General features: G+C 67.6%; 27 protein-coding genes. 23 read left to right on the top strand and 4 right to left on the bottom strand.

The genetic code is table 11. The features are described 5' to 3' along the window. Positions 1-10 precede the first annotated feature (10 nt). The 3 genes from ACTIFE_RS13180 to ACTIFE_RS13190 form a co-directional block, all read right to left on the bottom strand. On the bottom strand, positions 11-631 hold the full coding sequence (locus ACTIFE_RS13180; RefSeq protein WP_439529617.1) for an alpha/beta hydrolase: 621 nt from the start codon (positions 629-631) through the stop codon (positions 11-13). A gap of 3 nt (positions 632-634) precedes the next feature. Then, on the bottom strand, positions 635-1,567 hold the full coding sequence (locus tag ACTIFE_RS13185; RefSeq protein WP_439529618.1) for a VOC family protein: 933 nt from the start codon (positions 1,565-1,567) through the stop codon (positions 635-637). Positions 1,568-1,748: 181 nt separating this feature from the next. Continuing rightward, positions 1,749-2,297 carry a DUF3833 family protein gene (locus ACTIFE_RS13190; protein ID WP_439529619.1) on the bottom strand — a complete coding sequence of 183 codons (549 nt, stop codon included), beginning with the start codon at positions 2,295-2,297 and terminating at the stop codon, positions 1,749-1,751. Positions 2,298-2,771: 474 nt separating this feature from the next. On the opposite strand from ACTIFE_RS13190, the gene ACTIFE_RS13195 reads away from it, so the two are divergent. The 14 genes from ACTIFE_RS13195 to ACTIFE_RS13260 all read left to right on the top strand — a co-directional run bounded on the left by ACTIFE_RS13195 (position 2,772) and on the right by ACTIFE_RS13260 (position 12,385). After that, complete coding sequence (locus tag ACTIFE_RS13195; protein WP_439529620.1) at positions 2,772-3,317, top strand: hypothetical protein; 546 nt, start codon at positions 2,772-2,774, stop codon at positions 3,315-3,317. After that, positions 3,277-4,521 carry a DNA-packaging protein gene (locus tag ACTIFE_RS13200; RefSeq protein ID WP_439529621.1) on the top strand — a complete coding sequence of 415 codons (1,245 nt, stop codon included), beginning with the start codon at positions 3,277-3,279 and terminating at the stop codon, positions 4,519-4,521. Before ACTIFE_RS13195 ends, ACTIFE_RS13200 begins: the two co-directional genes overlap by 41 nt. Positions 4,522-5,019: 498 nt before the next feature. Further along, positions 5,020-6,228: a phage portal protein gene (locus ACTIFE_RS13205; RefSeq protein ID WP_439529622.1), complete on the top strand. Its 1,209-nt coding sequence runs from the start codon at positions 5,020-5,022 to the stop codon at positions 6,226-6,228. Further along, positions 6,221-6,418 (top strand): hypothetical protein, encoded by a 198-nt coding sequence (locus ACTIFE_RS13210; protein WP_439529623.1) that lies wholly within the window; start codon positions 6,221-6,223, stop codon positions 6,416-6,418. Before ACTIFE_RS13205 ends, ACTIFE_RS13210 begins: the two co-directional genes overlap by 8 nt. Positions 6,419-6,549: 131 nt before the next feature. Beyond that, complete coding sequence (locus tag ACTIFE_RS13215) at positions 6,550-6,726, top strand: hypothetical protein (RefSeq protein ID WP_439529624.1); 177 nt, start codon at positions 6,550-6,552, stop codon at positions 6,724-6,726. Then, positions 6,723-7,151 (top strand): HK97 family phage prohead protease, encoded by a 429-nt coding sequence (locus tag ACTIFE_RS13220; protein WP_439529625.1) that lies wholly within the window; start codon positions 6,723-6,725, stop codon positions 7,149-7,151. Before ACTIFE_RS13215 ends, ACTIFE_RS13220 begins: the two co-directional genes overlap by 4 nt. A 43-nt stretch (positions 7,152-7,194) precedes the next feature. Then, positions 7,195-8,433, top strand: coding sequence for a phage major capsid protein (locus ACTIFE_RS13225; RefSeq protein ID WP_439529626.1), 1,239 nt, complete (start codon positions 7,195-7,197; stop codon positions 8,431-8,433). A gap of 490 nt (positions 8,434-8,923) precedes the next feature. Beyond that, positions 8,924-9,487: a head-tail connector protein gene (locus ACTIFE_RS13230; protein ID WP_439529627.1), complete on the top strand. Its 564-nt coding sequence runs from the start codon at positions 8,924-8,926 to the stop codon at positions 9,485-9,487. After that, positions 9,484-9,807, top strand: coding sequence for a phage head closure protein (locus ACTIFE_RS13235; protein WP_439529628.1), 324 nt, complete (start codon positions 9,484-9,486; stop codon positions 9,805-9,807). The genes ACTIFE_RS13230 and ACTIFE_RS13235 overlap by 4 nt, the downstream gene beginning before the upstream one ends. Then, positions 9,804-10,205 carry a DUF3168 domain-containing protein gene (locus ACTIFE_RS13240; protein WP_439529629.1) on the top strand — a complete coding sequence of 134 codons (402 nt, stop codon included), beginning with the start codon at positions 9,804-9,806 and terminating at the stop codon, positions 10,203-10,205. Before ACTIFE_RS13235 ends, ACTIFE_RS13240 begins: the two co-directional genes overlap by 4 nt. A 620-nt stretch (positions 10,206-10,825) precedes the next feature. Continuing rightward, the gene (locus ACTIFE_RS13245; RefSeq protein WP_439529630.1) at positions 10,826-11,239 is read left to right on the top strand and encodes a phage major tail protein, TP901-1 family; all 414 of its coding nucleotides are present in this window, start codon (positions 10,826-10,828) and stop codon (positions 11,237-11,239) included. Positions 11,240-11,253: 14 nt separating this feature from the next. Further along, positions 11,254-11,598 carry a gene transfer agent family protein gene (locus ACTIFE_RS13250; RefSeq protein ID WP_439529631.1) on the top strand — a complete coding sequence of 115 codons (345 nt, stop codon included), beginning with the start codon at positions 11,254-11,256 and terminating at the stop codon, positions 11,596-11,598. Next, on the top strand, positions 11,595-11,810 hold the full coding sequence (locus tag ACTIFE_RS13255) for a phage tail assembly chaperone (RefSeq protein ID WP_439529632.1): 216 nt from the start codon (positions 11,595-11,597) through the stop codon (positions 11,808-11,810). Before ACTIFE_RS13250 ends, ACTIFE_RS13255 begins: the two co-directional genes overlap by 4 nt. Then, positions 11,810-12,385: a phage tail tape measure protein gene (locus ACTIFE_RS13260; protein WP_439529633.1), complete on the top strand. Its 576-nt coding sequence runs from the start codon at positions 11,810-11,812 to the stop codon at positions 12,383-12,385. The genes ACTIFE_RS13255 and ACTIFE_RS13260 overlap by 1 nt, the downstream gene beginning before the upstream one ends. A 22-nt stretch (positions 12,386-12,407) precedes the next feature. On the opposite strand, the gene ACTIFE_RS13265 is transcribed toward ACTIFE_RS13260, so the two are convergent. After that, a complete protein-coding gene (locus tag ACTIFE_RS13265; protein WP_439529634.1) occupies positions 12,408-12,662 on the bottom strand; it encodes a YdcH family protein in 255 nt (84 codons plus the stop codon). A 96-nt stretch (positions 12,663-12,758) separates the two neighbouring features. Between ACTIFE_RS13265 and ACTIFE_RS13270 the strand changes: the two genes are divergently transcribed. From ACTIFE_RS13270 to ACTIFE_RS13310, 9 genes are all read left to right on the top strand, one after another. Further along, the gene (locus ACTIFE_RS13270) at positions 12,759-13,397 is read left to right on the top strand and encodes a phage distal tail protein, Rcc01695 family (protein WP_439529635.1); all 639 of its coding nucleotides are present in this window, start codon (positions 12,759-12,761) and stop codon (positions 13,395-13,397) included. 232 nt (positions 13,398-13,629) lie between these two features. Continuing rightward, entirely contained in the window at positions 13,630-14,541 is a 912-nt protein-coding gene (locus ACTIFE_RS13275) for a DUF2163 domain-containing protein (protein WP_439529636.1), read from the top strand. Continuing rightward, positions 14,531-14,995: an NlpC/P60 family protein gene (locus ACTIFE_RS13280; RefSeq protein WP_439529637.1), complete on the top strand. Its 465-nt coding sequence runs from the start codon at positions 14,531-14,533 to the stop codon at positions 14,993-14,995. The genes ACTIFE_RS13275 and ACTIFE_RS13280 overlap by 11 nt, the downstream gene beginning before the upstream one ends. Further along, positions 14,983-18,834: a baseplate multidomain protein megatron gene (locus tag ACTIFE_RS13285; protein WP_439529638.1), complete on the top strand. Its 3,852-nt coding sequence runs from the start codon at positions 14,983-14,985 to the stop codon at positions 18,832-18,834. The genes ACTIFE_RS13280 and ACTIFE_RS13285 overlap by 13 nt, the downstream gene beginning before the upstream one ends. Continuing rightward, complete coding sequence (locus tag ACTIFE_RS13290) at positions 18,827-19,552, top strand: DUF2793 domain-containing protein (RefSeq protein ID WP_439529639.1); 726 nt, start codon at positions 18,827-18,829, stop codon at positions 19,550-19,552. Before ACTIFE_RS13285 ends, ACTIFE_RS13290 begins: the two co-directional genes overlap by 8 nt. 30 nt (positions 19,553-19,582) lie before the next feature. After that, on the top strand, positions 19,583-20,497 hold the full coding sequence (locus tag ACTIFE_RS13295; protein WP_439529640.1) for a glycoside hydrolase family protein: 915 nt from the start codon (positions 19,583-19,585) through the stop codon (positions 20,495-20,497). Further along, a complete protein-coding gene (locus ACTIFE_RS13300) occupies positions 20,494-20,706 on the top strand; it encodes a hypothetical protein (protein ID WP_439529641.1) in 213 nt (70 codons plus the stop codon). Before ACTIFE_RS13295 ends, ACTIFE_RS13300 begins: the two co-directional genes overlap by 4 nt. A gap of 97 nt (positions 20,707-20,803) precedes the next feature. Then, a complete protein-coding gene (locus tag ACTIFE_RS13305; protein WP_439529642.1) occupies positions 20,804-21,202 on the top strand; it encodes a VOC family protein in 399 nt (132 codons plus the stop codon). Positions 21,203-21,208: 6 nt separating this feature from the next. After that, on the top strand, positions 21,209-21,904 hold the full coding sequence (locus ACTIFE_RS13310) for a helix-turn-helix transcriptional regulator (RefSeq protein ID WP_439529643.1): 696 nt from the start codon (positions 21,209-21,211) through the stop codon (positions 21,902-21,904). The last annotated feature ends 61 nt before the right edge of the window (positions 21,905-21,965 follow it).

Consider the following 21,965-nt stretch of genomic DNA (forward strand, 5'->3'; position numbering starts at 1 on the left):
CTTTTTCGTGTCAGGTCAGATGTTCCTGGCCGAAACGGGCAAGGGCCTCTATCTCGGCCGGCCGCAATTCATGGCCGCCGTCGTGCCAGAGGGGCTCTACGGCCGCGCCCTGCGCAGTAAACCAGGTCTCCAGACGGCTTGTCAGGGGCGCCGGGCAGATCGGATCGCGGCGGCCTGCCGTGATCAGGACAGGCAGCCCTGCGAGAGCCGGGTTTGCGACTGGCTCGAACGGGATCAGCGGGTGCAGCAGGGCGATGGCGTCGAACAGATCCGGACGCTGGAAAGCGACGCTGGCCAGGATGTTGGCCCCGTTCGAATAGCCGAAAGCGAGCACCTTGCGGGGGGCGAGTTCCGTCTTCCAGGCGGACAGGAAGCTGGTCATCTTGTCTGTTCTGGCCGCGAGGTCGGTCATGTCATAGACGCCTTCGCCGGTGCGGCGGAAGAAGCGCAGGGCGCCATGTTCCGACACATCGCCGCGCGGTGATAACACGGTTGCGGCCGGAAACAGGCTGTCAGCGAGGCTGGCGAACTGGTGTTCGTCGCCGCCGGTGCCATGCAGGGCGACGACCAGCGGGGCTGCGCCCGGCCCTGGGGCCGGACGCAGGTGGTGGATATAGCTGTCTTGCGCCATGGATCAGCCCTCCAGCTTGGGCAGGTGGGTTTCCAGATAGGGGCGCAGGTGCGCGTGCTGGCTCGGCAGCTTGAGCGCTTCGCCCAGATGGGCTGTGTCCTCATCCCGGTCGAAACCTGGTTCGTTGGTGGCAATCTCGAACAGGATGCCGCCGGGCGTGCGGAAGTAGATCGCGTAGAAGTAATCCCGGTCGATCACCGGCGTGACCTGGAAGCCGGTGTCCATCAGGGCCTTGCGGACCTCGAGCTGGGCTGCCCGGTTCTCGACCGCGAAGGCGACGTGGTGCACCGAGCCGGCGCCTGAGACGCCGTGGGCGATGTTCGGCATGACCTCGACATCGATGACATGCGCGCCATTGCCGCCGTCGATCTGGTAGCGGGTAAAGCCCTCGCCGCTTTCCAGCTGCTGGTAGCCCATGAAGCGCAGCAGTTCGCCCGTTGCCCCGCCATCCCGCAAACGTAGTGTCGTGGAATGGAAGCCGCGGATCGCGACATCGGCGGGAACGTCGGTACCAGTCCAGGGCGCGCGGGTGTCGCCGGGGGCTTCGAGGAGGGCAAAGCCGTCGCCGTCGGGACCGGCAAAGTGCAGGCGCTTCTGACCGAGCAGTGTGTCTTCCAGAAGGCCATCAACCCGGGCAGCTGTCAGCCGCTCCGTCCAGTAGCCGATGGCACCTTCAGGAACCGCGAAAACGGTGGTGCCAACCTCACCGGTGCCGGGACGTCCGCTTCGCGAGCCAGGGAAGGGGAAATAGGTCATGACCGAGCCGGGGGTGCCGGCTTCGTCGCCATAGTAGAGATGGTAGACGTCGGGCGCGTCGAAATTGACCGTCTTCTTGACGCGGCGCAGCCCGAGGGTCCGGGTGAAGAAGGCATTGTTGGCGGCAGCGTCACCGGCGATGGAGGTGACGTGATGCAGGCCGCGGATCTGGTTCAGCATGGGATGGTCTCCCGATCTGGCGGCCCCGGTGTGGAGCCGCACTGTTTGATGGGCTGAACTTAAGGCGCGGGCCCGGATCCGAAAATGCCGCGAATGCTCGACTTGAAGTTCACCGAGATTGAACAATCGACGACCTAAGGCATTATCAGCCTCACAGGAGGAGACGATCCGATCGGGTTGATCAAGGCCGGGTGAAGGTCAGGTCGACGGTCCCGACGGTGATGCCATATTTGACCACATCGGCGGTGTTACGCACCGTGCGGGCATCGACCGGGGTCAGCCGGTCATTGAACCGCAAGGCGATGGAGCCATCCTCCAGTGGGACTTCCGCGGCGTAGCTGAAGACCAGACTGTCTCCGTCGGGGGTCACATGCGTCGGCGCGAGGACGTCCGAGCGGGTGCCGATATAGCGGCGGTCACCGACTTTCTGGAAGAACCAGGTCTTGGTGTCCTTCTCGCCGTCCGCATAGACGAAATCCTCGCGCAGGCGCAGCGTGAAGGTCTTCGGGTTCCACTTACCCTCGAGATAGACCTTGAACTCGCGCCGGACGCCGGCAATGCGGCTCTCAAACACACCTTCGGCAACCGTGCGGCCCTTGAAGAAGTCTTCCAGCACCAGGGGCTGCGCCGCGCGGGCCGGCAGCATCATTAGAAGCAGCGCGGCAGCGGCAAGAGCGAAGAGGAAAGGCGGAAGCAGAAGGCCGGACGGGCGGCGCGCTTTCAAGGACATGGGACCTCGCGATGAACACGGACTGGAGTTTTTGTTACGGCGAATACCGTGCGCTGGATCTGTCGGAGCCTGGACGCCGACCTGCGGGCATGATGTCGGCACCTCTGAAGTATAGGAAAAAATTCCTTGACAGCCGGACGCTGATCGGGTAGGGTCTTGTCATGGTCGAAGAGGTGCGGCTGGCGCTGCGGGGCCTGCTTCGGCAGCATCACCCCGCCCGCCGTGGCCGGGGATAAGTTTCTGACCTGACCCGTTCAAAATGCAGCCGGATACGCCGCCCCGTGTGGGTGAACATCAGCTTCGGTTGTTGCAAGGGCCTGTCATTCAAATCAGAGGGAGCGTGCCGCCATGCAGGAAACTGCCGGGAACGACCCAGTGTGCCCTCCGGATGTTGCGCAGCCGGATGCCTTGGGTCAGGAGGCAGGTCAGGCACCGGCCAGACGTCGGCGCCGCCGCGCGACGCCGGTTGCCGATATGGCCAGCGACCCGGCGCAGGTCTGGCGCGAGGCGCGGCGGCTCTATGAGGAGACGGACCTGTCGCAGGCGATGATCGCGGCGCGGCTGAAGGTGACCACGAAGCGGCTTGCCTACCGCATCCGGCAAGAGGGCTGGATGCGGCGGGGCGAGGCGCTGGAGGGCTTTGCTGATGCGGAACCGGATGAGCAGGCGCGGATGATCGCTAGGCTCTACCGGGCCTTCGAGACCCAGGTGGCGCGGCTGGAAGACCGGCTGGGCCGGCTGATGGCGGGCGAGACCGGGGAGGGGGGCAAGCTCTCCGACATGGATCAGGGCGCAAGGACGCTGGCAAGCCTGGCCCGCACGCTCGACACGCTCATGGACCTGCAGAAGAGCCGCAGCGAGGAGACGGATGACGAACCTGACCCCGACAGCCTGCGCGCGGAACTTGCGCGCCGCCTTGCTGGCCTTTGGGCAGGCGGGGCGGATGGAGGAGGCGCTGGACCGGCTGAGCCGGAGCGAGATGGCGTTCCTCTTGAAGGACTGGCCGACCTTCGCCCATGAGCATCAGTTGCCCCCCGGCGGCGACTGGGCGGTGTGGCTGATGATGGGCGGACGCGGCGCGGGCAAGACCCGGGCTGGAGCCGAATGGATCCGCGCCCGCGCTCTCGGCCACCGCTGGACCGGCGAGGCGGCACCGGCCGGGCGCATCGCGCTGGTCGGCGAGACCTATCAGGATGTGCGCGAGGTGATGATCGAGGGGGTGTCGGGCATCCTGTCGGTGCATCCCAAGGCCGAGCGGCCGCAGTGGAACCCAAGCCGCCGCCGCATGGAATGGCGCAATGGCGCGGTGGCGCAAGCCTTCTCGTCTGAAGACCCGGAGGCCCTGCGCGGGCCGCAGTTCGACATCGCCTGGGCCGACGAGCTGGCCAAGTGGCGCAATGGCGAGGAGACCTTCGACATGTTGCAGTTTGGCCTGAGACTGGGCGAGCGGCCGCGCCAGCTGGTGACGACCACGCCGCGCGCGGTGCCGCTGCTCAAGCGCCTCATCGACATGCCCGGCACCACGCTGACCCGGGCGGCGACCCGGGCCAATGCGCTGTTCCTGGCTCCGGGCTTCCTGGAGCGGGTGGTGGCGCGCTACGCCGGAACGCGGCTGGGGCGGCAGGAACTGGACGGCGAGCTGATCGAGGACCGGCCCGATGCGTTATGGCAGCGGGAGCAACTGGAGGCCTGCCGGGTGGCAAGTGCGCCGGAGAGCCTGGTTCGGATCGTCATTGCCATCGATCCGCCGGCGACGGCAACGAAACGCTCCGATGCCTGCGGCCTGGTGGTGGCGGGCGTCAGCGAGGACGGGATTGCCTATGTGCTCGCCGATCACAGTCTGGCGCGGGCGCGGCCGGCCGACTGGGCCGGGCGGGCGGTGGCGCTGTGGCGGCACTATCAGGCGGACTGTCTGGTCGCCGAGGTCAACCAGGGCGGCGACATGGTGCGCGAGGTGATTGCCGCTGCTGATCCGGCGGTGCCGGTGAAGAGCGTGCGAGCGAGCCGGGGCAAGTATGCCCGCGCCGAACCGATCGCGCTGATCTATGAGCAGGGCCGGGTGCGCCATGTCGGGCCGATGCCGGCGCTGGAAGACGAGATGGCGGATTTCGGACCGGGCGGGCTGACCTCGGGCCGCTCACCCGACCGGCTGGACGCGCTGGTCTGGGCTTTGAGCGAGCTGCTGTTGTCCGAACGGGGGACGCCGCGGTTGAGGCGGTTGTGAGGGAGGCGGGGACGACCAGAAGCCCCATGGGCGGAGCGGCTGCTTGTCCTCCTTTGCCCCTTTCTTCGGCTGCTCGGTTCCACAAGGTCAGAGCTGTCGCATGTGAAGTCAGACGGCTTTCGAGGCCTCGAAGCCCCCCTCCCCCTCGTGGGGAGGGGTAAGGGGTGGGGGGAACGGGGGTCCATCAGGTCACAAAGAGCCTGAAGTAAACTTGGCCAGAAACGCAAGCTGCCTGAATTTGAGTCCGCTCCCCCCACCCCCAAACCCCTCCCCACGAGGGGGAGGGGAGCGGAGAGGCTCTGCCAGGGTCAAGTTGTTTCGAACACAGCCCCTCACATCGAGAATGTTTCGGACTTCATAGGCGATAGCTCTGACCTTGAGAATGAGAGGAGCAGAGGACGGGGCTATGGACGTTCCTGCGCCCAGGCTGCCATGTGACTCAAGCTCTGAGGCCGTGGATTCAATCTCTTAACTGATGCGGAAAAAGGATTCAGGATCATGGGGTTGGCACGGTTTCTGGACTCAGTTTTCAAACCGCGCGGGGTAGCGCAGGATGAGGAAAAGGCCTCGCGCACGGCACCGTTGATCGCCTTTGCCAGCGGCGGGCGGCCCGTGTGGAGCCCGCGCGACTATGCTGCGCTGGCGCGGGAAGGCTACCTGCGCAACCCGGTGGTCTACCGGGCGGTGCGCATGGTCAGCGAGGCGGCGGCGAGCGTGCCGCTGAGCCTCTTCGCCGAGGCGGAGGAACTGTCCGAGCACCCGCTGCTGCGCCTGCTGGCGCGGCCGAACCGGGGCCAGAGCGGGCCGGATTTTCTGGAGACCCTGTTCGGTCACCTGCTGGTGGCGGGCAATGCCTATGTCGAGCGGATCTATGTGAGCGAGGACGCCGATGCCCTGCCGGCGGAACTGCATGTGCTGCGGCCCGACCGGGTGAAGGTGGTGCCGGGGACATCCGGCTGGCCGGAGGCGTTCGAGTATCAGGTGGGCGGCAAGTCGCTCCGGCTGAGCGGCCTTGGCGATGTGCCGCAGGTGCGGCAGCTGACGCTGTTTCACCCGCTGTCGGACCATTATGGCTGCGCGCCGATCGAGGCGGCACAGGTGAGCCTCGATATCCACAACGCGGCTGCCGGCTGGAACAAGGCGCTGCTCGACAACGCGGCGCGGCCCTCGGGCGCGCTGGTCTATGGCGCGGGCGAGGGGGCCAATCTGTCGCTGGACCAGTTCGAGCGGCTGAAGGCGGAACTGGAAGAGGGCTATCAGGGCGCGCGCAACGCCGGCCGGCCGCTGTTGCTGGAAGGCGGGCTGGACTGGCGGCCGATGGGCCTGACGCCCAAGGACATGGATTTCATCGAGGCCAAGCGCGAGGCCGCGCGCGAGATCGCGCTGGCCTTCGGCGTGCCGCCGATGCTGATCGGCATTCCGGGCGACAACACCTTTGCCAATTACCAGGAAGCCAACCGGGCCTTCTGGCGCCAGACCGTGCTGCCCCTGGTGCGGCGGACGGCGCTGAGCCTGTCGAACTGGCTGGCCCCTGCCTATGGTTTGCCGCTGCGGCTGGAACCGGACGCCGATGCCATCGAGGCGCTGTCTCCCGAGCGCGAGGCCCTGTGGCGGCGTGTGGGGGCGGCGGACTTCCTCAGCAAGGAGGAGAAGCGGGCGGCGGTGGGCTATGGCCGTCGCGACACGGCGGAGCAGGCGGATGACTGACGCTGTTCTGACCGCCGTGGTGCAGCGCGGCGACCTCGCCCATCTGGCCTTGCTGCTGTGGGCCGGATCGGCTTCGGCGCTGGCCGGGCTGCTGCTGAAGGAACTGTCCGCCTGCAACCGGCGCTTCAGCCAGTTCGTGGACGAGATCGAGCGCTTGAATCAGATTTTCAACGACCACGACGGTGACTGAAGACCTGCTTCCAACCGATTCCGAAGATTCAGCAATTTGTGCCTCGTGAAAAATCTCAATGAAGTGATCACTTCGTCTGCTCCGTGAAGCGGGCGAGCCAGACCCAAAACCTCGACAAGGAGAGCCAAGTCATGACGGACACAGGCCTTTTGGCTCGTGGCGGAGCGATGACGCCTGCCCGCAGCCTGACCTTGAACCTCAGCCGCCGCACCGAGCCGCAGGCCCGACCCGCGCGGGTGTTTGCTGCCTTTGCCGCGACGTTGCAGCGCCTTCGGCAGACATCTGGCTTCCGGGATGCGGCGCGATGAGCCGCTTTGCCGGGTACGCCAGCGTGTTCCATCAGCCCGATGGCGCAGGCGACGTGGTGCTGCCGGGAGCCTTTGCCCGCTCGCTCGCCCGGCGCGGGACGGCGGCCATGCGGATGCTGTGGCAGCACGACCGGATGCAGCCCATCGGCATCTGGGAGAAGGCGCGGGAGGACGCGCACGGCCTTTACGTGACCGGACGGCTGCTGACTGGCGTGGCTGCGGCGCGCGAGGCGGCGGAGCTGATCAGCGCCGGGGCGCTGGACGGCCTCTCCATCGGCTTTCGCGCCCTGGCGGCCGTGAAGGGTGAGGGCGGTGTGCGCCGGCACCTCACCGAAATCGACCTTTGGGAAGTGTCGCTGGTGACCTTTCCCGAACACCCGGCAGCGCGGCTGACGCCTCTGCCGGCAGAGACCGCGGCGCGATGAGCCGCCGCCCGAGATCAAGACCTTGCCAAATGCGGAGACAGCGATGACCGAGATGATGCTTGAGACCAAGGCCTATGGACTGGAGCCGCGCCAGGCGCTGGACGACCTGCAGTCGGCCTTTGCCGCCTACCGCGATGCCAATGACACGCGGCTGGCCGAACTGGAGACGCGCGGCAGCACCGACGTGGTGACGCTGGACAAGCTGAACCGGCTGGATGTGGCCCTCGACAAGACGCAGCGCCGGCTGGACGAACTGACCCTCAAGGCCCGGCGGCCGGAACTCTCCGGCGAGATGCCGCGCAGCGGCGCCGGGCTGGAGCACAAGGCGGCGTTTGATGCCTACATGCGCGAGGGCCGCGACGACGGGCTGAAGGCGCTGGAGATGAAGGCGCTGTCGATTGGTTCCAACCCGGACGGCGGCTTCCTAGTGCCGGCGGAGACGGAAAGCGGCATCCTCATGCGGCTGGCCAATGTGTCGCCGATCCGCGCCATTGCCGGCAACCGGCAGGTGTCGGGCAGCGTGTTCAAGAAGCCCTATTCCCTGACCGGGCCGCAGGCCGGCTGGGTGGGCGAGACCGCCGCACGGCCGCAGACGAGCAGCCAGACACTGGCGGAGCTGACCTTCCCGACCATGGAACTCTATGCCATGCCCTCGGCCACCTCGGCGCTGCTGGACGATGCCGCTGTGGACGTGGACGCCTGGATCGCAGAAGAGATCGAGATGGTCTTTGCCGAGCAGGAGGGCACGGCCTTCGTCAATGGCGACGGCGTCAACAAGCCGACCGGCTTCCTGTCGGTGCCGCGTGTCACCGACGCCTCCTGGGCCTGGGGCTCGCTCGGCACGCTGAACACGGGCGTTGCCGGCAACTTCGCCGCGACCAATCCGGGCGACAAGCTGATCGATCTCATCTATTCGCTGCGCGCCGGATACCGCCAGAACGCCCGCTTCGTCATGAACCGCCGCACCCAGGCGGCGGTGCGCAAGATGAAGGACGCCGACGGCAACTACATCTGGCAGCCGCCGGCGAGCGCCGGGGCCCCGGCGACGCTGATCAACTTCCCCGTCACCGAGGCCGAGGCGATGCCCGACATTGCCGCCAATGCGCCAGCGATTGCCTTCGGCGATTTCCAGCGCGGCTATCTGGTGGTCGACCGTCAGGGCGTGCGCATCCTGCGCGACCCCTATTCGGCCAAGCCCTACGTGCTGTTCTACACGACCAAGCGTGTCGGCGGCGGCGTGCAGGACTTCGCGGCGATCAAGCTGCTGGTGTTTGCGGTGTAAGGGGGAGGGGAGCCTCCAATCCTGTTCTAGTTCGAGCCAATACCCCCCACCCCCAACCCCTCCCCACGAGGGGGAGGGGGGCTCGAGCGTCTAGCGGATCGAACAACTGCACCAACGTCTGCCGAGGTCTCTCAGTTCCCCTCCCCCTGGTGGGGATGGGGGCAGAAGCGCCTACCTGATCGAATAACTCCACCAACGTTTGCCGGGGCCTCTCGGCCCCCCTCCCCCGCGGGGGGGGGGGGGGGGGGGGAGCGGAGTGAAATCCAGGGTACGTGCTTTCCTGACCAAGCGGACTTCAGACGCTTTGTTATCTGGCGACCTCCCGTGCCCCCCCCCCCCCCCCCCCGCGGGGGAGGGGGGCGGAGAGGCCTCAAAAGCCGTCTGGCTACATATGTGACAGCCTTGCCTTAAGGGGGAGACGGGCGCCGAGGCCGTTTCGATGACCGGCGCTCAATTGTTCCTAAGAAAAAATTCCTGACAAGAGGTGGCCATGACACATTGGCTGACGAGCGCGCCGGCGGTGGAGCCGGTGACGCTGGCGGAGCTTCGGGCCCAGCTGAGGCTGGTGCAGACCGAGGAAGACGGATTGCTCGCCGGCCTGATCAAGGCCGCGCGCGAGCATGTGGAACAGGTGACGCGGCGGGCGCTGATCACGCAGGGCTGGCGCATCGCGCTGGACGGCTGGCCGGCGGGACGCATCCTGCGGCTGCCGCTGGCCCCGGTGCTGTCGGTGACGGCAGTGACGGTCTATGGCGCGGATGGCATGCCGGTGACGCTGGCTTCCGCCGCCTGGACGCTGCGCCGTGGCACGGACCCGGCACGGCTGGTGATTGCGCCGGGTATGGGGCCAGAGCCGGTGAACGGGCTCGAGATCGACTTCTCGGCTGGCTATGGGGCTTCCACCGCCGATGTGCCGGAGCCGCTGAGGCAGGCGGTGCGCATGCTGGCCGCGCATTGGTACGAGCACAGGGAAGCCGGGACGGAGCTTGCCATGGCGAGCCTGCCGTTTGGCCTCGACCGGCTGCTGATGCCCTTCCGGATGCCGCTGCTGTGAGTGGGGCTGGGGCTTTTCGGCTTGCCGTCCGCCTGTGGCGGCCGGAGCTGAGTGTTGCGGCGAACGGGCAGGCCACGGCGGGGTTTACCGACATCGGTGTTGATTTCGCGCAGCTGGCCGGCCTGTCGCAGGGCGAGGCCGTCGCGGCCGGCCGGCTCAGTGGCACGGCCACCCACCGCATGACCCTGCGCTTTCGTGCTGATGTGAGCGGCGGCTGGAATGTGACGACGGAGGCCCGCAGCTTCCGGGTGCTGGCCGCAAGGGACCGCGAGGGCGGCCGGCGGCAGGTGGAGTTGATGCTTGAGGAGGAACCGGCATGAGCCATGGATTGAACCTGCGCAGCGCGGTCCTGACCAGGCTGTCGGCAACGCCGGCGCTGCTGACACTGCTGGGCGGTGCCAGGCTCTATGACGGGCCGCCGCGCGGTCAGGCATTGCCGTATCTGACGCTGGAGGCGCTGACGAGCCGGCTGCTGGGCGGAACGATCAGCGACGGCGAGGAGCACGAGCTTGAGCTTGCCGTCTATTCGCGCGGGGCGAGCCGCGACGAGGCGATGGCAGCCTTGGTGCTGGCCGTGACCACGCTGGAGACAACCACGGTGGCCATCACGGGCGCCAAGATGATCTCGGTGCGGCGCATCGAGGTGACAAGCCGGCGCATGACCGACGGCCGGACCTGGCGGGCGGGTGCGAGGGTCCGCTGTGTGACGGAGCCTTAGTTTTTTCCTCCCCTTCGTCGCTCCTGCGCAGGCAGGAGCCCAGTAGCCCCGGCTTTTGTTGGGAAGCTCGGCGCGTGGTTTCGATCATGGAACTGGCCGGGGTGTCGCCCATGCGCTGCATCTGGCCGCCTCGGTTACTGGGCTCCTGCCTTCGCAGGAGCGACGAAGGAGGGACACAGGCAAGCGAGAGTATCGCCGGACGTATACCAACGCTCGTCGCTCCTGCGCAGGCAGTAGCCCAGTAGCCCCGGTTTCGGTTGGTGAGCTCGGCGCGTGTTTTCGAACGCGGGACTGGCTGGGTTGTCGCCCGTGCGCTGCATTCGGCCGCCTTGGTTACTGGGCTCCTGCCTTCGCAGGAGCGACGAAGGAGGGACACAGGCAAGCGAGAGTATCGCCGGACGTATTCCAACGCTCGTCGCTCCTGCGCAGGCAGGAGCCTAGTAGCCCCTGTTTCGGTTGGTGAACTTGGCGTGTGGTTTCTATTGCCGAACCGCTCGAGGTTTTGCCCGTGCGCTGCATCTGGCCGCCTTGGTTACTGGGCTCCTGCCTGCGGAGGAGCGACGAGGGAGGGGGCGAGACGATTGATGAATGACCACACCTAACAGACAGGGAGACAGGCCATGGCGGCGCAGCGGGGACGTGATCTGCTTTTAAAACTGGACCAGACCGGCAGCGGTTCCTTCATCACCGTGGCGGGCTTGCGGGCGCGGCGGATCGCGCTGAGTGCCCCGGCGGTCGACATCACCAGCGCCGACAGCGCCGGGCGCTGGCGGGAACTGCTGGACGGGGCGGGAACGCGGGCGGCCAGTATTTCCGGCTCGGGGATCTTTCGCGATCTCACCAGTGATGCGCAGGCGCGCAGTCTGTTCTTTTCCGGCGAAATCCGACGCTGGCAGGTGACGATCCCGAGCTTCGGCACCCTGGACGGGCCGTTCCAGATCACGGCGCTGGAATATGCCGGACAGCATGACGGCGAGGTGACCTACGAGATGGCGCTGGAATCCGCCGGCGAACTGACCTTTACCGCAATCTGAGAAGGGAAACGGCGATGGTGAACCGCCTGCGCGGAGAGATTTCGGCGATGCTGGATGGCCGGGAATGGACGCTGGTGCTGACACTGGGCGCGCTGGCCGAACTGGAGGCAGCCTATGCGGTGGAGGATCTGAACGGGCTCGTCGAGCGGTTCGGATCTGGCCGGCTGTCAGCGCGCGATCTGGTCAAGGTGCTGGGTGCCGGCCTGCGCGGGGCGGGCCATGTAGTGAGCGATGATCAGGTGGCGTCGATGCGGGCGCCGGGCGGGGCACCGGGCTATGCCGCGATTGCGGCGGACCTGCTCAGGGTGACCTTTGGCACCGGTGAGGCGGGCGAGGAGGACGCTGGCGCGCGCCCTTGAGCGGGGCAAGGCCGGGATCGGCGGAGCCGTTTCCCTGGGACCTTGCCCTTTTTCTCGCGATGAACCGGCTGGGCTGGAGCCCGGCCATGACCTGGGCCGCGACGCCGCGCGAACTGGCGCTGGCGCTGGGGCTGACCCGGCGGGCGGTGGCCTTGAGCCGCAGGGATCTGGCCCGGCTGATGACCGATTTTCCGGATGAGGGAGCGCCTTGATGGACGACGACAGCGAAACCGGTCTGACCGCAGACATGGGCCGGATGAGCGCGCAGATGCAGGACATGACCCGCTCGGCCGGCGAATTCTCGCGCCTGATGAGCACGGGCCTGAAGGCGGCGCTGGTCGACGGCAAGGCGCTGGACAGCGTGATGAAGCAGATGGTGCTGAGCCTGTCTTCCCGCGTTCTGGGACAGGCGCTGAAGCCGCTGGATACGCTCATCGGCTCGATGGCGGGGGGGCTGTTCGGGACAGACGGGCTTTCGAGCCTGATCAGCGGCGGCGTGACCGCCTTTGCCGACGGAGGCGTGGTGGCTCAGCCGACCTTCTTTGGACATTCGGGCGGCCTGGGCCTCATGGGCGAGGCCGGAGCCGAGGCAATCCTGCCGCTGGCGCGCGGAGCCGACGGGCGGCTGGGCGTGGCCATGTCAGGGGGCAGTGCAGGTTCGGGCGGTGGAAGCGGGCCGGTGGTGGTGAACGTGACAACCCGGGACGCGGAGAGTTTCCGCAGGTCAGAGGCCCAGGTGTCGGCATTGGTGGCCCGCGCCGTCGGACGGGGACGGCGCGGGCTCTAACACCGGCTTGAAGAGGAGGGGCTCAGGAGCCGGTGTTTTCCTCGGCGGCGAGCATGGCCGCGATCTGGTCTTTCAGGTGAAGGCGCTGCTTCTTGAGGGTCTCAAGAGCCTCGTCGGAAGCGGGCGCAATGTTGGTCTCGATGCGATGAATTTCGCGGTTTACCTCGTGATACTCGTCGGACAGCTTGACGAAATGCGCGCTTGACAGCTTCAGCGCATGCAGCGCGCTGGCCGCTTCCGGGAACTCTTCGTGCAATTCGTGGGGAACGTGACTCATGCGTCTTTACTCCTTGTTCGGACCGACCATGGCGGCAGCCGCGAGCCCGGTCCTTGAGACAGATCAAACCGCATGCGAGATCGATGGGGGGACGCGATGATTGCTTTTCTGGACGAGAGCTTTCCCTTGCCGATTGCCTTCGGGTCCAGGGGTGGCCCGGAACGGCGCACCGAGGTGGTGACGCTGGCCAGCGGCCGGGAGACGCGCAACGCCCGCTGGGCCGACAGCCGCCGGCGCTATGATGCGGGCTCGGGCATCCGCTCGCTCGCCGATCTGCGCGCCGTCGTCGCCCTGTTCGAGCGGGCGCGGGGGCGGATGTCCGGCTTCCGCTTTCGCGATCCCTTCGACCACAGCTCGGCCCTGACCGGTGGCGCGCCGGGAGCGCTGAACGTCACGCTGGGCACAGGCACTGGCAGCCGAACGCGGTTCGAACTGGTCAAGGTCTATGGCAGCGGACCGGCCGCATACGCACGGGTGATCGACCTGCCGGTGGCGGGCAGCCTGAAGCTGGCGGTGAATGGCACGGAACTGCCGCCGGGCGGCTTTTTCTTTGATGCGGCGACGCGCGAGGTGGTGCTGGCGACAGCGCCGGCGACCGGGGCGGTGGTGACGGCCGGGTTCCTGTTCGACGTGCCGGTGCGCTTCGACACGGACAGCCTGGACCTAAGCCTGACCCACTTCGAGGCCGGCGAGGCGCTGCAGATCCCGCTGGTGGAGATCCGGCTGGGAGGCTGAGCGGGGGCTGGGCCGTATGACGGGCGGACCAAGACGCCGTGAGCGCAACCTCGCATCCCGTTGAAATATCGAACTTTCATATCGGCGGCTCCGTTCCTCGGGTGAGGTGACGGCATGGATGCCATGATCAAGTCATGGCATGACGACCGGGGGAAAGTGGGCGCAACCCCAAGCTACGGGCATCGGCAGGCCGCAAAGCGGCAAAGCCATTGCGAAGGCAGGACCCAATCTCATGAAGACACTTGATCCGGGTCTGGCCGCCCATCTGGCGGGCCGGATAACGAGCCTTTGCGCGGTGTGGATCCTGACCCGCAGCGACGGGCAGCGGCTGGGTTTTACCGACCATGACCGCAGCCTGACGGTGGACGGGGTGGTCTGTCACCCGGCGCGCGGCATGGAGGCGAGCGCGGACACGCGCGGGCCGGGACTGGCGGCGGGCGGCGGCGAGGTGTCGGGCGCGCTCGACACGGACGGGCCGGTGCCGCTGGACGGCTTTGCGGAGGCGGACCTGGAGGCCGGACGCTGGGACGGGGCGGAGGTGGCGGTCCATCTCGTCAACTGGGCCAATCCGGCCGAGGCGGTGCTCCTGCGCCGGGCCATCATCGGCGAGGTAACACGGGCCGGCCGCAGTTTCCGCGCCGAGCTGCGCGGGCTCGGCCATCTGCTGGAGGCAAGGCGCGGCCGGGTGTTCGCCAGCCGCTGCGATGCCGATCTTGGCGATACGCGCTGCGGCGTTATGCTCACCGATCCGCGCTACCGGGCTGTGGCCACGGTGAGCGGGGCGGCGGATGCGCGCGAGCTGACGGTGACGGGCCTCACCGGCTTTGACGCTGGATGGTTTGACGGCGGACGCTTTGTCGTCCTGAGCGGGCCGCTCGCGGGCTTTGCCGGCGAGATCGCCCGGCATGCGAGGAGCGGATCTGCGGCGACGCTGTCGCTGTGGCTGACCGCGCCGCAGCCGATCGGGGTGGGCACTCAGATCGAGGTGACGGCCGGCTGCGACAAGCGCTTTGCCACCTGCCGGGCGAAATTCGCCAATGCGGTCAATTTTCGCGGCTTTCCGCACATGCCGGGGACCGACTTCGTGCTGGCCTATCCGGGGCGCAATACGGGCGAGAACGATGGAGGCGCGCTTGTCGGCTGATCCCCTCGATCGGCGCGCGGTGCTGGCGGCAGCGCGGGGCTGGATCGGAACGCCCTACCGGCATCAGGCGAGCTTGAAGGGCGCCGGTTGCGACTGCCTCGGCCTGATACGCGGGCTGTGGCGGGAATACTTTGGCGATGAGCCTGAGCCGCTGCCGCCCTATGCGCCCGACTGGGCCGAGGCGGCGGACGGACCGGATGCCGAAACGCTGCTGGCGGCGGCGCAGCGCTGGCTGGTGCCGGTGTCTCTCGACAAGCGTCAGCCCGGCGACGTGCTCCTGTTCCGCTGGCGGGACGGGGCGCCGGTCAAGCATGCCGGGATTCTGTCGACCGATGAGCAGTTGATCCACGCCTATGAGCGTGTCGGCGTCATCGAATGCCCGCTCGGTACTGCCTGGGCGCGGCGCATCACCCATGTGTTTTCCTTTCCCGGAGCCCTGCCATGGCAACCTTGATCCTTGCGGCCGCCGGACAGGCGCTGGGCGGCCTGGTCGGCGCGGGCGGTATTGGCGCAATCTTCGTCAAGGCAGCCGGGGCGGTGGCTGGAAGTCTCCTCGACCAGTCGCTGTTCGGCGGCGGGCGCACGGTCGACCGGGGTCGGCTGGCCGACCTGTCGGTGCAGGCCTCGACCGAGGGTGCGCCGATCCCCTTCGTCTATGGCCGGGCGCGGCTGGCGGGGCAGGTGATCTGGGCGACGCGCTTTGAGGAAGTGGTGAGCGAGGAAAGTGCCGGCGGCAAGGGCGGCGGGCCGAAGCTCCGCAATTACAGCTATTTCGCCAATTTTGCAGTTGCCCTGTGCGAGGGCCCGATTGCCCGGGTTGGCCGCATCTGGGCCGATGGCAAGCTGATTGACCGCAGCACGATCACACACCGGGTCTATCCGGGCAGCCGGGATCAGGGCGTTGATCCCCTCATCGCAGCGGTGCAGGGCGCGGCACCTGCCTACCGCGACACGGCGCATGTGGTGTTCGAGCGGCTGCCGCTCGAGCCCTTCGGCAACCGTCTGCCGCAGCTGACCTTCGAGGTGGTGCGGGTGGTGGATCAGCTGGAACGGCAGATCCGCGCCGTGACGCTGATCCCCGGTGCGGGCGAGTTCGTCTACGCGCCGGTGCCGGTGACGGACACGCCGCGCCCGGGCGAGACGCGCAGCGTCAACCGCCACACCAAGCTGGCCACGACGGACTGGACGGCGGCGCTGGACGAACTGCAGGACCTGTGCCCGGCGCTGGAAAGCGTGGCGCTGGTGGTGGCCTGGTTCGGCGATGATCTCAGGGCCGGCCAATGCCAGATCCGTCCCAAGGTGGAGGGACTGGGCCGGGAAACCAGCGGCATGACCTGGACCGTGGGGCCGGTGACGCGCGAGGACGCGGAGGTCGTGTCGCAGTTGGAGGACCGTCCGGCCTATGGCGGCACCCCCTGTGATGCCTCGGTGCTGGCTGCGATCCGTGACCTGAAGGCGCGCGGGCTGCGGGTGGTGCTCTATCCCTTCATCCTGATGGACATTCCGCCGGACAACAGCCTGCCCGATCCCTATGGCGGGGCGCGGCAGGCGGCCTTTCCCTGGCGCGGGCGCATCCGTCCGGGGGCGGCTCTTGCAAGCGATGTGGCCGCCTTCACCGGCACGGCTGCGCCGGGGGATTTCTCGCGGGCGGGCGATGTTATTGGCTATGCCGGCCCGGACGAATGGTCCTACCGGCGCTTTGTCCTGCATCACGCGCATCTGGCGGAGGCCGCAGGCGGAGTGGATGCCTTCCTGATCGGCTCAGAAATGCGCGGGTTGACACTCGCCCATGCGGGCGGCGGCGGCTATCCCTTCGTCGCGGCGCTGAAAAACCTTGCGACAGCGGTGCGGACCGTGCTGCGGCCGCAGACGCGGGTGTCCTATGCGGCGGACTGGTCGGAATATGGCGCGCATCAGCCGGCGGCCGGGGAGCTGCGCTTTCCGCTTGATCCGCTCTGGGCCGATCCGGCGATCAGCATGGTCGCCATCGACAATTACATGCCGCTGAGCGATGCGCGCGGCCGGGAGACGGGCGACCCGCTGGATGTGGCGGCCCTGCGCGGGGCCATTCGGGGCGGGGAGTATTTCGACTGGTACTACGCCAGCGATGCGGACCGGGCGGCCGGTGTGCGGTCGCCGATCACCGACGGGGCCTATGGCAAGCCTTTCGTCTTTCGCGCCAAGGACTTGAGGGGCTGGTGGGAGAGCCCGCATGTGGAGCGGATCAGTGGGGTGGAAACCGGGCCGGCAACGGCCTGGGTGCCACGGTCCAAGCCGATCTGGTTCACGGAACTGGGCGTGCCGGCCATCGACAAGGGCGCGAACCAGCCGAATGTCTTCGTCGATCCGAAGTCCTCGGAATCCGCGCCGCCCTACTTCTCCGGCGGCGGGCGGGACGATGCCGTGCAGCGGCGGGCGCTGGAAGCCTCGCTGAGCTTCTGGGACGACTGGCATCCGGACTGGCCGATGGGCGACAATCCGCTGTCGCCGGTCTATGGCGGGCGCATGGTGGACGGCGCCAACCTGCATGTTTGGACCTGGGACGCGCGGCCGTTTCCGGCCTTTCCGCTCTATGGCGAGGTCTGGTCGGACGGGGGCAACTGGGAGGTCGGCCACTGGCTGAACGGTCGCCTCGGCGGGGCGAGCCTCAACGCGGTGATCCGTACGATCCTGGCCGACTTCGGCGTGCCGGCCGGGCGGGTGCGGGTCGAGGGACTGGCGGAGGTCATCGACGGGCTGACGCTGGCCGGGCCGCTGACGGCGCGCGAGGCCATCGAGCCGCTGCTGGAAGCTTTCGGCGGACGGGCGCTGGACCGGGGCAGCGACCTGGTTCTGACCGGGGCGCAGACGGGGGCGGCATTTGCCCTGTCCGGCGAGGATCTGGTGGAGAGCGAGCCGGAGGCGGCCCTGCTCACCCGGGTGCGCGGGCAGGCGGGCGAGTTGCCCGCCGAGGTGCGTATTGCGGGGGAAGACATCCAGCGCGATCATCGCCGGCAGATCGTTGCCAGCCGGCGTCTGGAAGGCGGCAGCCGGCATGTCCTGACGCTGGACCCGGGCGTGGCGGCGCCGGTGGCGCTGCTGGAACGGGCAGCGGAAGCACGGCTGCACCGCAGTTGGGCGGAGCGCGAACGGGTGGAATTCCTGCTGCCGATGCACCATGTGGCGCTCGAGGTTGGCGATGTGCTGGAGCTGGCGGCAACGCCCGACCAGAGTTTCTCGCCGCCGCTGAAGATGACCATTGCGGCGATCGAGGACAGTCTTGTTCGCCGGATCGAGGCCGTGCGCAGCGAGCCGGCGACAGTCCTAGCAAGGGTGCCCACGCCTCGCGCGGACCCCTGGCGCAGCACCGATCCGGGACCGGCGCAGGCCGTGTTCCTCGACCTGCCACTGCTGGAGGAGAATGGCGCGGCCTTTGCGCCGCATTTGGCGGCGCAGGCGCGGCCCTGGCCGGGCAGTCTGGCTGTCTTGCGCCAGCGGCCGGGCGGGGCGGGCTTTGCCGAGATCGCCCGCATCGAGCGGCCGGCCACCATCGGACGGCTGGTGACGCCGCTGGAGGCCGGGCCGCTGTGGCGCTGGGACCGGCAGAACCGGCCGGAGCTGGAGCTGTTCTCCGGTCACCTGCAGAGCCTTTCGGAAACGGCTGTGCTGGCCGGGGGCAACGCACTGGCCCTGCGCAGCCGGACGGGCGGTTTCGAGTTGCTGCAGTTCCGGCAGGCGGATCTGGTCGGCGAGCGGCGCTACCGGTTGACGGACCTGTTGCGCGGACAGAAAGGCACGGAAGCCGAGGCGCTGGCGGGTGCCGATGCCGGAGCCGACGTGGTGCTCGTGGATTCTGGCCTGGTGGCGCTGCCGCTGGAGGCGGACCAGCGTGGGCAGGCGCTGTCCTACCGGCTGTTGCCACCCGGCGTGGCGCTGGACTCGGCCGCGCGCACCGACTTCACTGCCGCCGGCTTGGGCCGCGCGGCGCTGCCATTCGCCCCGGTCCATCTCACGGCACGGCGCGAGGCCGGCGGGGTGCGGTTTGGCTGGATCCGGCGCAGCCGCATCGGCGGCGACAGCTGGGACGCGGCGGAGGTGCCGGTCGGAGAGACGCGGGAAGCCTACCGGCTGCAGCTCCTTTCCGGCGCGGCGGTCCTGCATAGCGTGACCGTCGAGGCAGCCGGCTATCTCTATCCGCCGGCGCAGGAACTGGTCGATTTCGGTGCGCTGCAAACGGTGTTCACGGCCGAGGTGGCGCAACTGTCCGATCTGGCCGGTCACGGCCTTCCCCTGAAGGAGATCCTCAATGTCTGAAACTGTCCGGTTGCGCCTGCCGCTGATTGCAGCTGCGCAGGCGCAGAAGCATGTCACCCACAACGAGGCGCTGGCCCGGCTCGACACGCTGGCCCATCTGCACCTCCTGACCCGAACCGGCACCCCGCCGGGCTCGCCGCTCATCGGCGATTGCCATCTGGTGACGACACCGGCAAGCGGAGCCTTTGCCGGCAAGGCTGACCATGTCGCCGAGTGGACCGGCGCGGATTGGGTCTTCTACTCGCCGGTGATCGGACTTGTGGCCTATCTGGCCAGCGCCGGAACGCTGGTTGTCCACACGGCCGCAGGCTGGCGCGATTACGGCGGTCTGCTGTCGCCAAGCGCGGTCCTGTCGCGCTCTGCTGGCGGGGCGACGACGGGACTGGCGACGCTGGAGGCGACACTGTCCGGCCTGAGCGGGGCTTTCGTCGAGGCGGCGGGGCTCATTCCCAACCGGGCCGTCGTCTTCGGCGTGTCAACGCGCACGCTCACAAGTATCACCGGCGCTGCGTCCTACGACTGCGGGCTTGCCGCGGAGCGCAGCAAGTTCGGCGGTGCGCTGGGCAGCGCGGCCGGGTCCAGCAATGCGGGCGTCATCGGACCGACGGCCTTCTATGCGGCAACCGCCGTCCGGCTCAGCGCCAATGGCGGCAATTTCACCGGGGGCAGCGTACGTATTGCGGTGCATTGCCTTCTGCCGGGCGTTCCGGATGCGTAAGGCAGATCACCTTGAGGAAAGGGCAGAAGCATGAATGTCAGTCCACAAGGGCTTGCCTTCATCGCGCGGCATGAGGGCTTCGTCGGCCGGGCCTACCTCGATGCCGGCGGTGTACCGACCATCGGCTATGGCTTTACGGAAGGCTCGCAGTTGTTCCGCCAGTGGTGGCACCTTCAGGGGCACAGCACGCTGGCACTCGGGCAGACCATTGATCCGGTCAAGGCCCTGTCATTGCTGCGGACGATGCTGGACCGGGAGTATGGCCCGATGGTCGAGAAGGCGCTCGGAAACCTGCCGCAGCCGGCGTTCGATGCAGCGGTCTCTGCAGTCTACAACCTCGGTCCGAAGGCGCTGACGTGGCGCTGGGCCAAGGCTTTGAAAGCGGGAGACTTTGGCCGAGCCGCCGAACTTCTGGCCCGCACCGGAACAACGGCGGGCGGACGGGTTCTGCCAGGGCTCGTCAAACGCCGGGCCGATGAGGCAGGTCTGCTTCAGACCGGCGACTATGGCATGGCCGGGGGAGGTGATCTCCGGCCGGATCCGCAGGTCAAGCAGGCGCAGACCCATCTCAGGCTTCTGGGCTATCGACCGGGCCCTGTTGATGGGATCGAGGGCCCCCGCACGCGGTTGGCGACGTTGCGCTTTCAGTCTGACCATCCGCCGCTTGCCGTGGATGGATCGCTGGGGCCGGCAACGCGGACGACGATCGCACGCGTTGTTGCAGCGCGGGGTGGGCTGGCCGGATGCAGTGCCGGCGCCGCCGCCGCTGGCGGCGGCGCGGCGGCACACGGGATCCCCTTGCTGGATTGCCTGCTGATTGCCGGCGGTGTGCTGGCGCTGGCCGGCCTTGGCTTTCTGGCCTGGCACTATCGCGGCCGCATTGCTCTCGAAATCGCGCGGTGGCGCGGAGACACCGTTCAATCACAACAGGAGAAGCTGTCATGAGTGGATGGAAGACACTGCTGTTCAATGGTGGGCTGGGACTGGCGGTTCTGGTTGGCCAGGTGTTGGACCAGCTCTCGGTCGTGGACTGGGATGCCGTGCTGCCTCCGGACTGGGGGCCGGTCGTGCTCGTCATCGTTGGCGTGGTCAACGTGCTGCTTCGGCATGTGACCACGGGGCCAGCCGGATGGCGCGGTCAGGTTACCGAGTGAGCGAAAAGCGACACGTCTGAAAGGCTCCTGACAGAAGGCTGTCAGGAGGGGGGAGGTAGGGTTCAGCCGTTCCTTCCCCCTCCTGATGGAGATTGACATGAGCGCATCGACTTCTACCGCCCCCCGCAACAGCGTCGTCTGGTTCGAGATACCGGTTCCCGATCTCGACAAGGCCGTTGCCTTCTACAATGAGGTGCTGCAGGTCCAGTTGATCCGCGAGAACATGGACGGCATGGACATGGCCAGGTTCCCGGTCGCGGATGAAATGAACACGCCGTCCGGTCATCTATCCGTTGGCACTCCGGCCCCGGCAGGTCAGGGGAGCGTGATTCATCTGCTGTGCCCGGACGCACTGGAAGACAGCATGGAACGGTTGGTCAAGGCGGGTGGAAAGGTGTTGTCCGATCCGATCAGCATTCCGTTCGGACGTTTCACCTATTGTCAGGATCCGTTCGGCAATGGCATTGGGCTCTATGTCGAGACCGGCAAGAGGTAGGACCACATGCGCCGCGCGGATCGCCTGTTCCAGATCGTCCAGCACCTGCGCGGCGGGCGTCTGGTGCGTGCGGCGCAACTGGCCGAATGGCTGGAAGTGTCCGAACGCACCATTTATCGCGATATCGCGGACCTGCAGGCGTCGGGCGTCCCCGTGGAGGGGGCGGCCGGCGTCGGCTATGTCATGCGCTCCGGCTATGACCTGCCGCCGCTGATGTTCACGCGCGAGGAAATCGTGGCACTGGTTGCCGGCGCAAGGCTGGTCAGCGCCTGGGGCGGCGCTGGCATGGCGCGCGCGGCAGCGGAGGCGTTGGTCAAGATCGAGGCGGTGTTGCCGGAGCGGATGGCCTCCCGGACGGGAGGGATCGAGATCCATGCGGTCGCTCCGGAAATGACGGACGAGGTCCGGGCGCATCTCGATGCCATCGAAGGCGCAGTTGACGGGCGCGAGCGGCTGGAACTTACCTATCACGACGGCGAGGGAGCCGCGAGCCGTCGCATGGTCCGGCCACTCGGGCTTTGGTTCTGGGGCAAGGTCTGGACCCTCGTTGCCTGGTGCGAGTTGCGGCAGGACTTTCGCATGTTCCGCATAGACCGGATTGCAGGTCTTGAAGCAACCGGGGAGACATTCCGCCTGGAACGCGGCCGGACACTTGCTGATTTCTATCGGATGATCGAGCACCGCGGCCCATCCGGCCGCTGAGGAATGCTAGGACTGTTCATGTCCCATTCAGGCGCCAGGGCCTAAGTCTGTCGGCAAGTTC

The organism is Pannonibacter sp. (genome assembly GCF_051860505.1).
GTDB lineage: Bacteria > Pseudomonadota > Alphaproteobacteria > Rhizobiales > Stappiaceae > Pannonibacter.

What these genes read in the sequence shown, in the direction of transcription:
- ACTIFE_RS13310 (WP_439529643.1), top strand. Translation starts at nt 21,209, where the DNA reads ATGCGCCGCGCGGATCGCCTGTTCCAGATCGTCCAGCACCTGCGCGGC.
- ACTIFE_RS13290 (WP_439529639.1), top strand. Translation starts at nt 18,827, where the DNA reads ATGTCTGAAACTGTCCGGTTGCGCCTGCCGCTGATTGCAGCTGCGCAG.
- ACTIFE_RS13190 (WP_439529619.1), bottom strand. Translation starts at nt 2,297, where the DNA reads ATGTCCTTGAAAGCGCGCCGCCCGTCCGGCCTTCTGCTTCCGCCTTTC.
- ACTIFE_RS13180 (WP_439529617.1), bottom strand. Translation starts at nt 631, where the DNA reads ATGGCGCAAGACAGCTATATCCACCACCTGCGTCCGGCCCCAGGGCCG.
- ACTIFE_RS13270 (WP_439529635.1), top strand. Translation starts at nt 12,759, where the DNA reads ATGATTGCTTTTCTGGACGAGAGCTTTCCCTTGCCGATTGCCTTCGGG.
- ACTIFE_RS13295 (WP_439529640.1), top strand. Translation starts at nt 19,583, where the DNA reads ATGAATGTCAGTCCACAAGGGCTTGCCTTCATCGCGCGGCATGAGGGC.
- ACTIFE_RS13215 (WP_439529624.1), top strand. Translation starts at nt 6,550, where the DNA reads ATGACGGACACAGGCCTTTTGGCTCGTGGCGGAGCGATGACGCCTGCC.
- ACTIFE_RS13225 (WP_439529626.1), top strand. Translation starts at nt 7,195, where the DNA reads ATGACCGAGATGATGCTTGAGACCAAGGCCTATGGACTGGAGCCGCGC.
- ACTIFE_RS13245 (WP_439529630.1), top strand. Translation starts at nt 10,826, where the DNA reads ATGGCGGCGCAGCGGGGACGTGATCTGCTTTTAAAACTGGACCAGACC.
- ACTIFE_RS13265 (WP_439529634.1), bottom strand. Translation starts at nt 12,662, where the DNA reads ATGAGTCACGTTCCCCACGAATTGCACGAAGAGTTCCCGGAAGCGGCC.
- ACTIFE_RS13250 (WP_439529631.1), top strand. Translation starts at nt 11,254, where the DNA reads ATGGTGAACCGCCTGCGCGGAGAGATTTCGGCGATGCTGGATGGCCGG.
- ACTIFE_RS13210 (WP_439529623.1), top strand. Translation starts at nt 6,221, where the DNA reads ATGACTGACGCTGTTCTGACCGCCGTGGTGCAGCGCGGCGACCTCGCC.
- ACTIFE_RS13260 (WP_439529633.1), top strand. Translation starts at nt 11,810, where the DNA reads ATGGACGACGACAGCGAAACCGGTCTGACCGCAGACATGGGCCGGATG.
- ACTIFE_RS13230 (WP_439529627.1), top strand. Translation starts at nt 8,924, where the DNA reads ATGACACATTGGCTGACGAGCGCGCCGGCGGTGGAGCCGGTGACGCTG.
- ACTIFE_RS13185 (WP_439529618.1), bottom strand. Translation starts at nt 1,567, where the DNA reads ATGCTGAACCAGATCCGCGGCCTGCATCACGTCACCTCCATCGCCGGT.
- ACTIFE_RS13275 (WP_439529636.1), top strand. Translation starts at nt 13,630, where the DNA reads ATGAAGACACTTGATCCGGGTCTGGCCGCCCATCTGGCGGGCCGGATA.
- ACTIFE_RS13305 (WP_439529642.1), top strand. Translation starts at nt 20,804, where the DNA reads ATGAGCGCATCGACTTCTACCGCCCCCCGCAACAGCGTCGTCTGGTTC.
- ACTIFE_RS13285 (WP_439529638.1), top strand. Translation starts at nt 14,983, where the DNA reads ATGGCAACCTTGATCCTTGCGGCCGCCGGACAGGCGCTGGGCGGCCTG.
- ACTIFE_RS13200 (WP_439529621.1), top strand. Translation starts at nt 3,277, where the DNA reads ATGGCGTTCCTCTTGAAGGACTGGCCGACCTTCGCCCATGAGCATCAG.
- ACTIFE_RS13220 (WP_439529625.1), top strand. Translation starts at nt 6,723, where the DNA reads ATGAGCCGCTTTGCCGGGTACGCCAGCGTGTTCCATCAGCCCGATGGC.
- ACTIFE_RS13300 (WP_439529641.1), top strand. Translation starts at nt 20,494, where the DNA reads ATGAGTGGATGGAAGACACTGCTGTTCAATGGTGGGCTGGGACTGGCG.
- ACTIFE_RS13205 (WP_439529622.1), top strand. Translation starts at nt 5,020, where the DNA reads ATGGGGTTGGCACGGTTTCTGGACTCAGTTTTCAAACCGCGCGGGGTA.
- ACTIFE_RS13240 (WP_439529629.1), top strand. Translation starts at nt 9,804, where the DNA reads ATGAGCCATGGATTGAACCTGCGCAGCGCGGTCCTGACCAGGCTGTCG.
- ACTIFE_RS13195 (WP_439529620.1), top strand. Translation starts at nt 2,772, where the DNA reads ATGGCCAGCGACCCGGCGCAGGTCTGGCGCGAGGCGCGGCGGCTCTAT.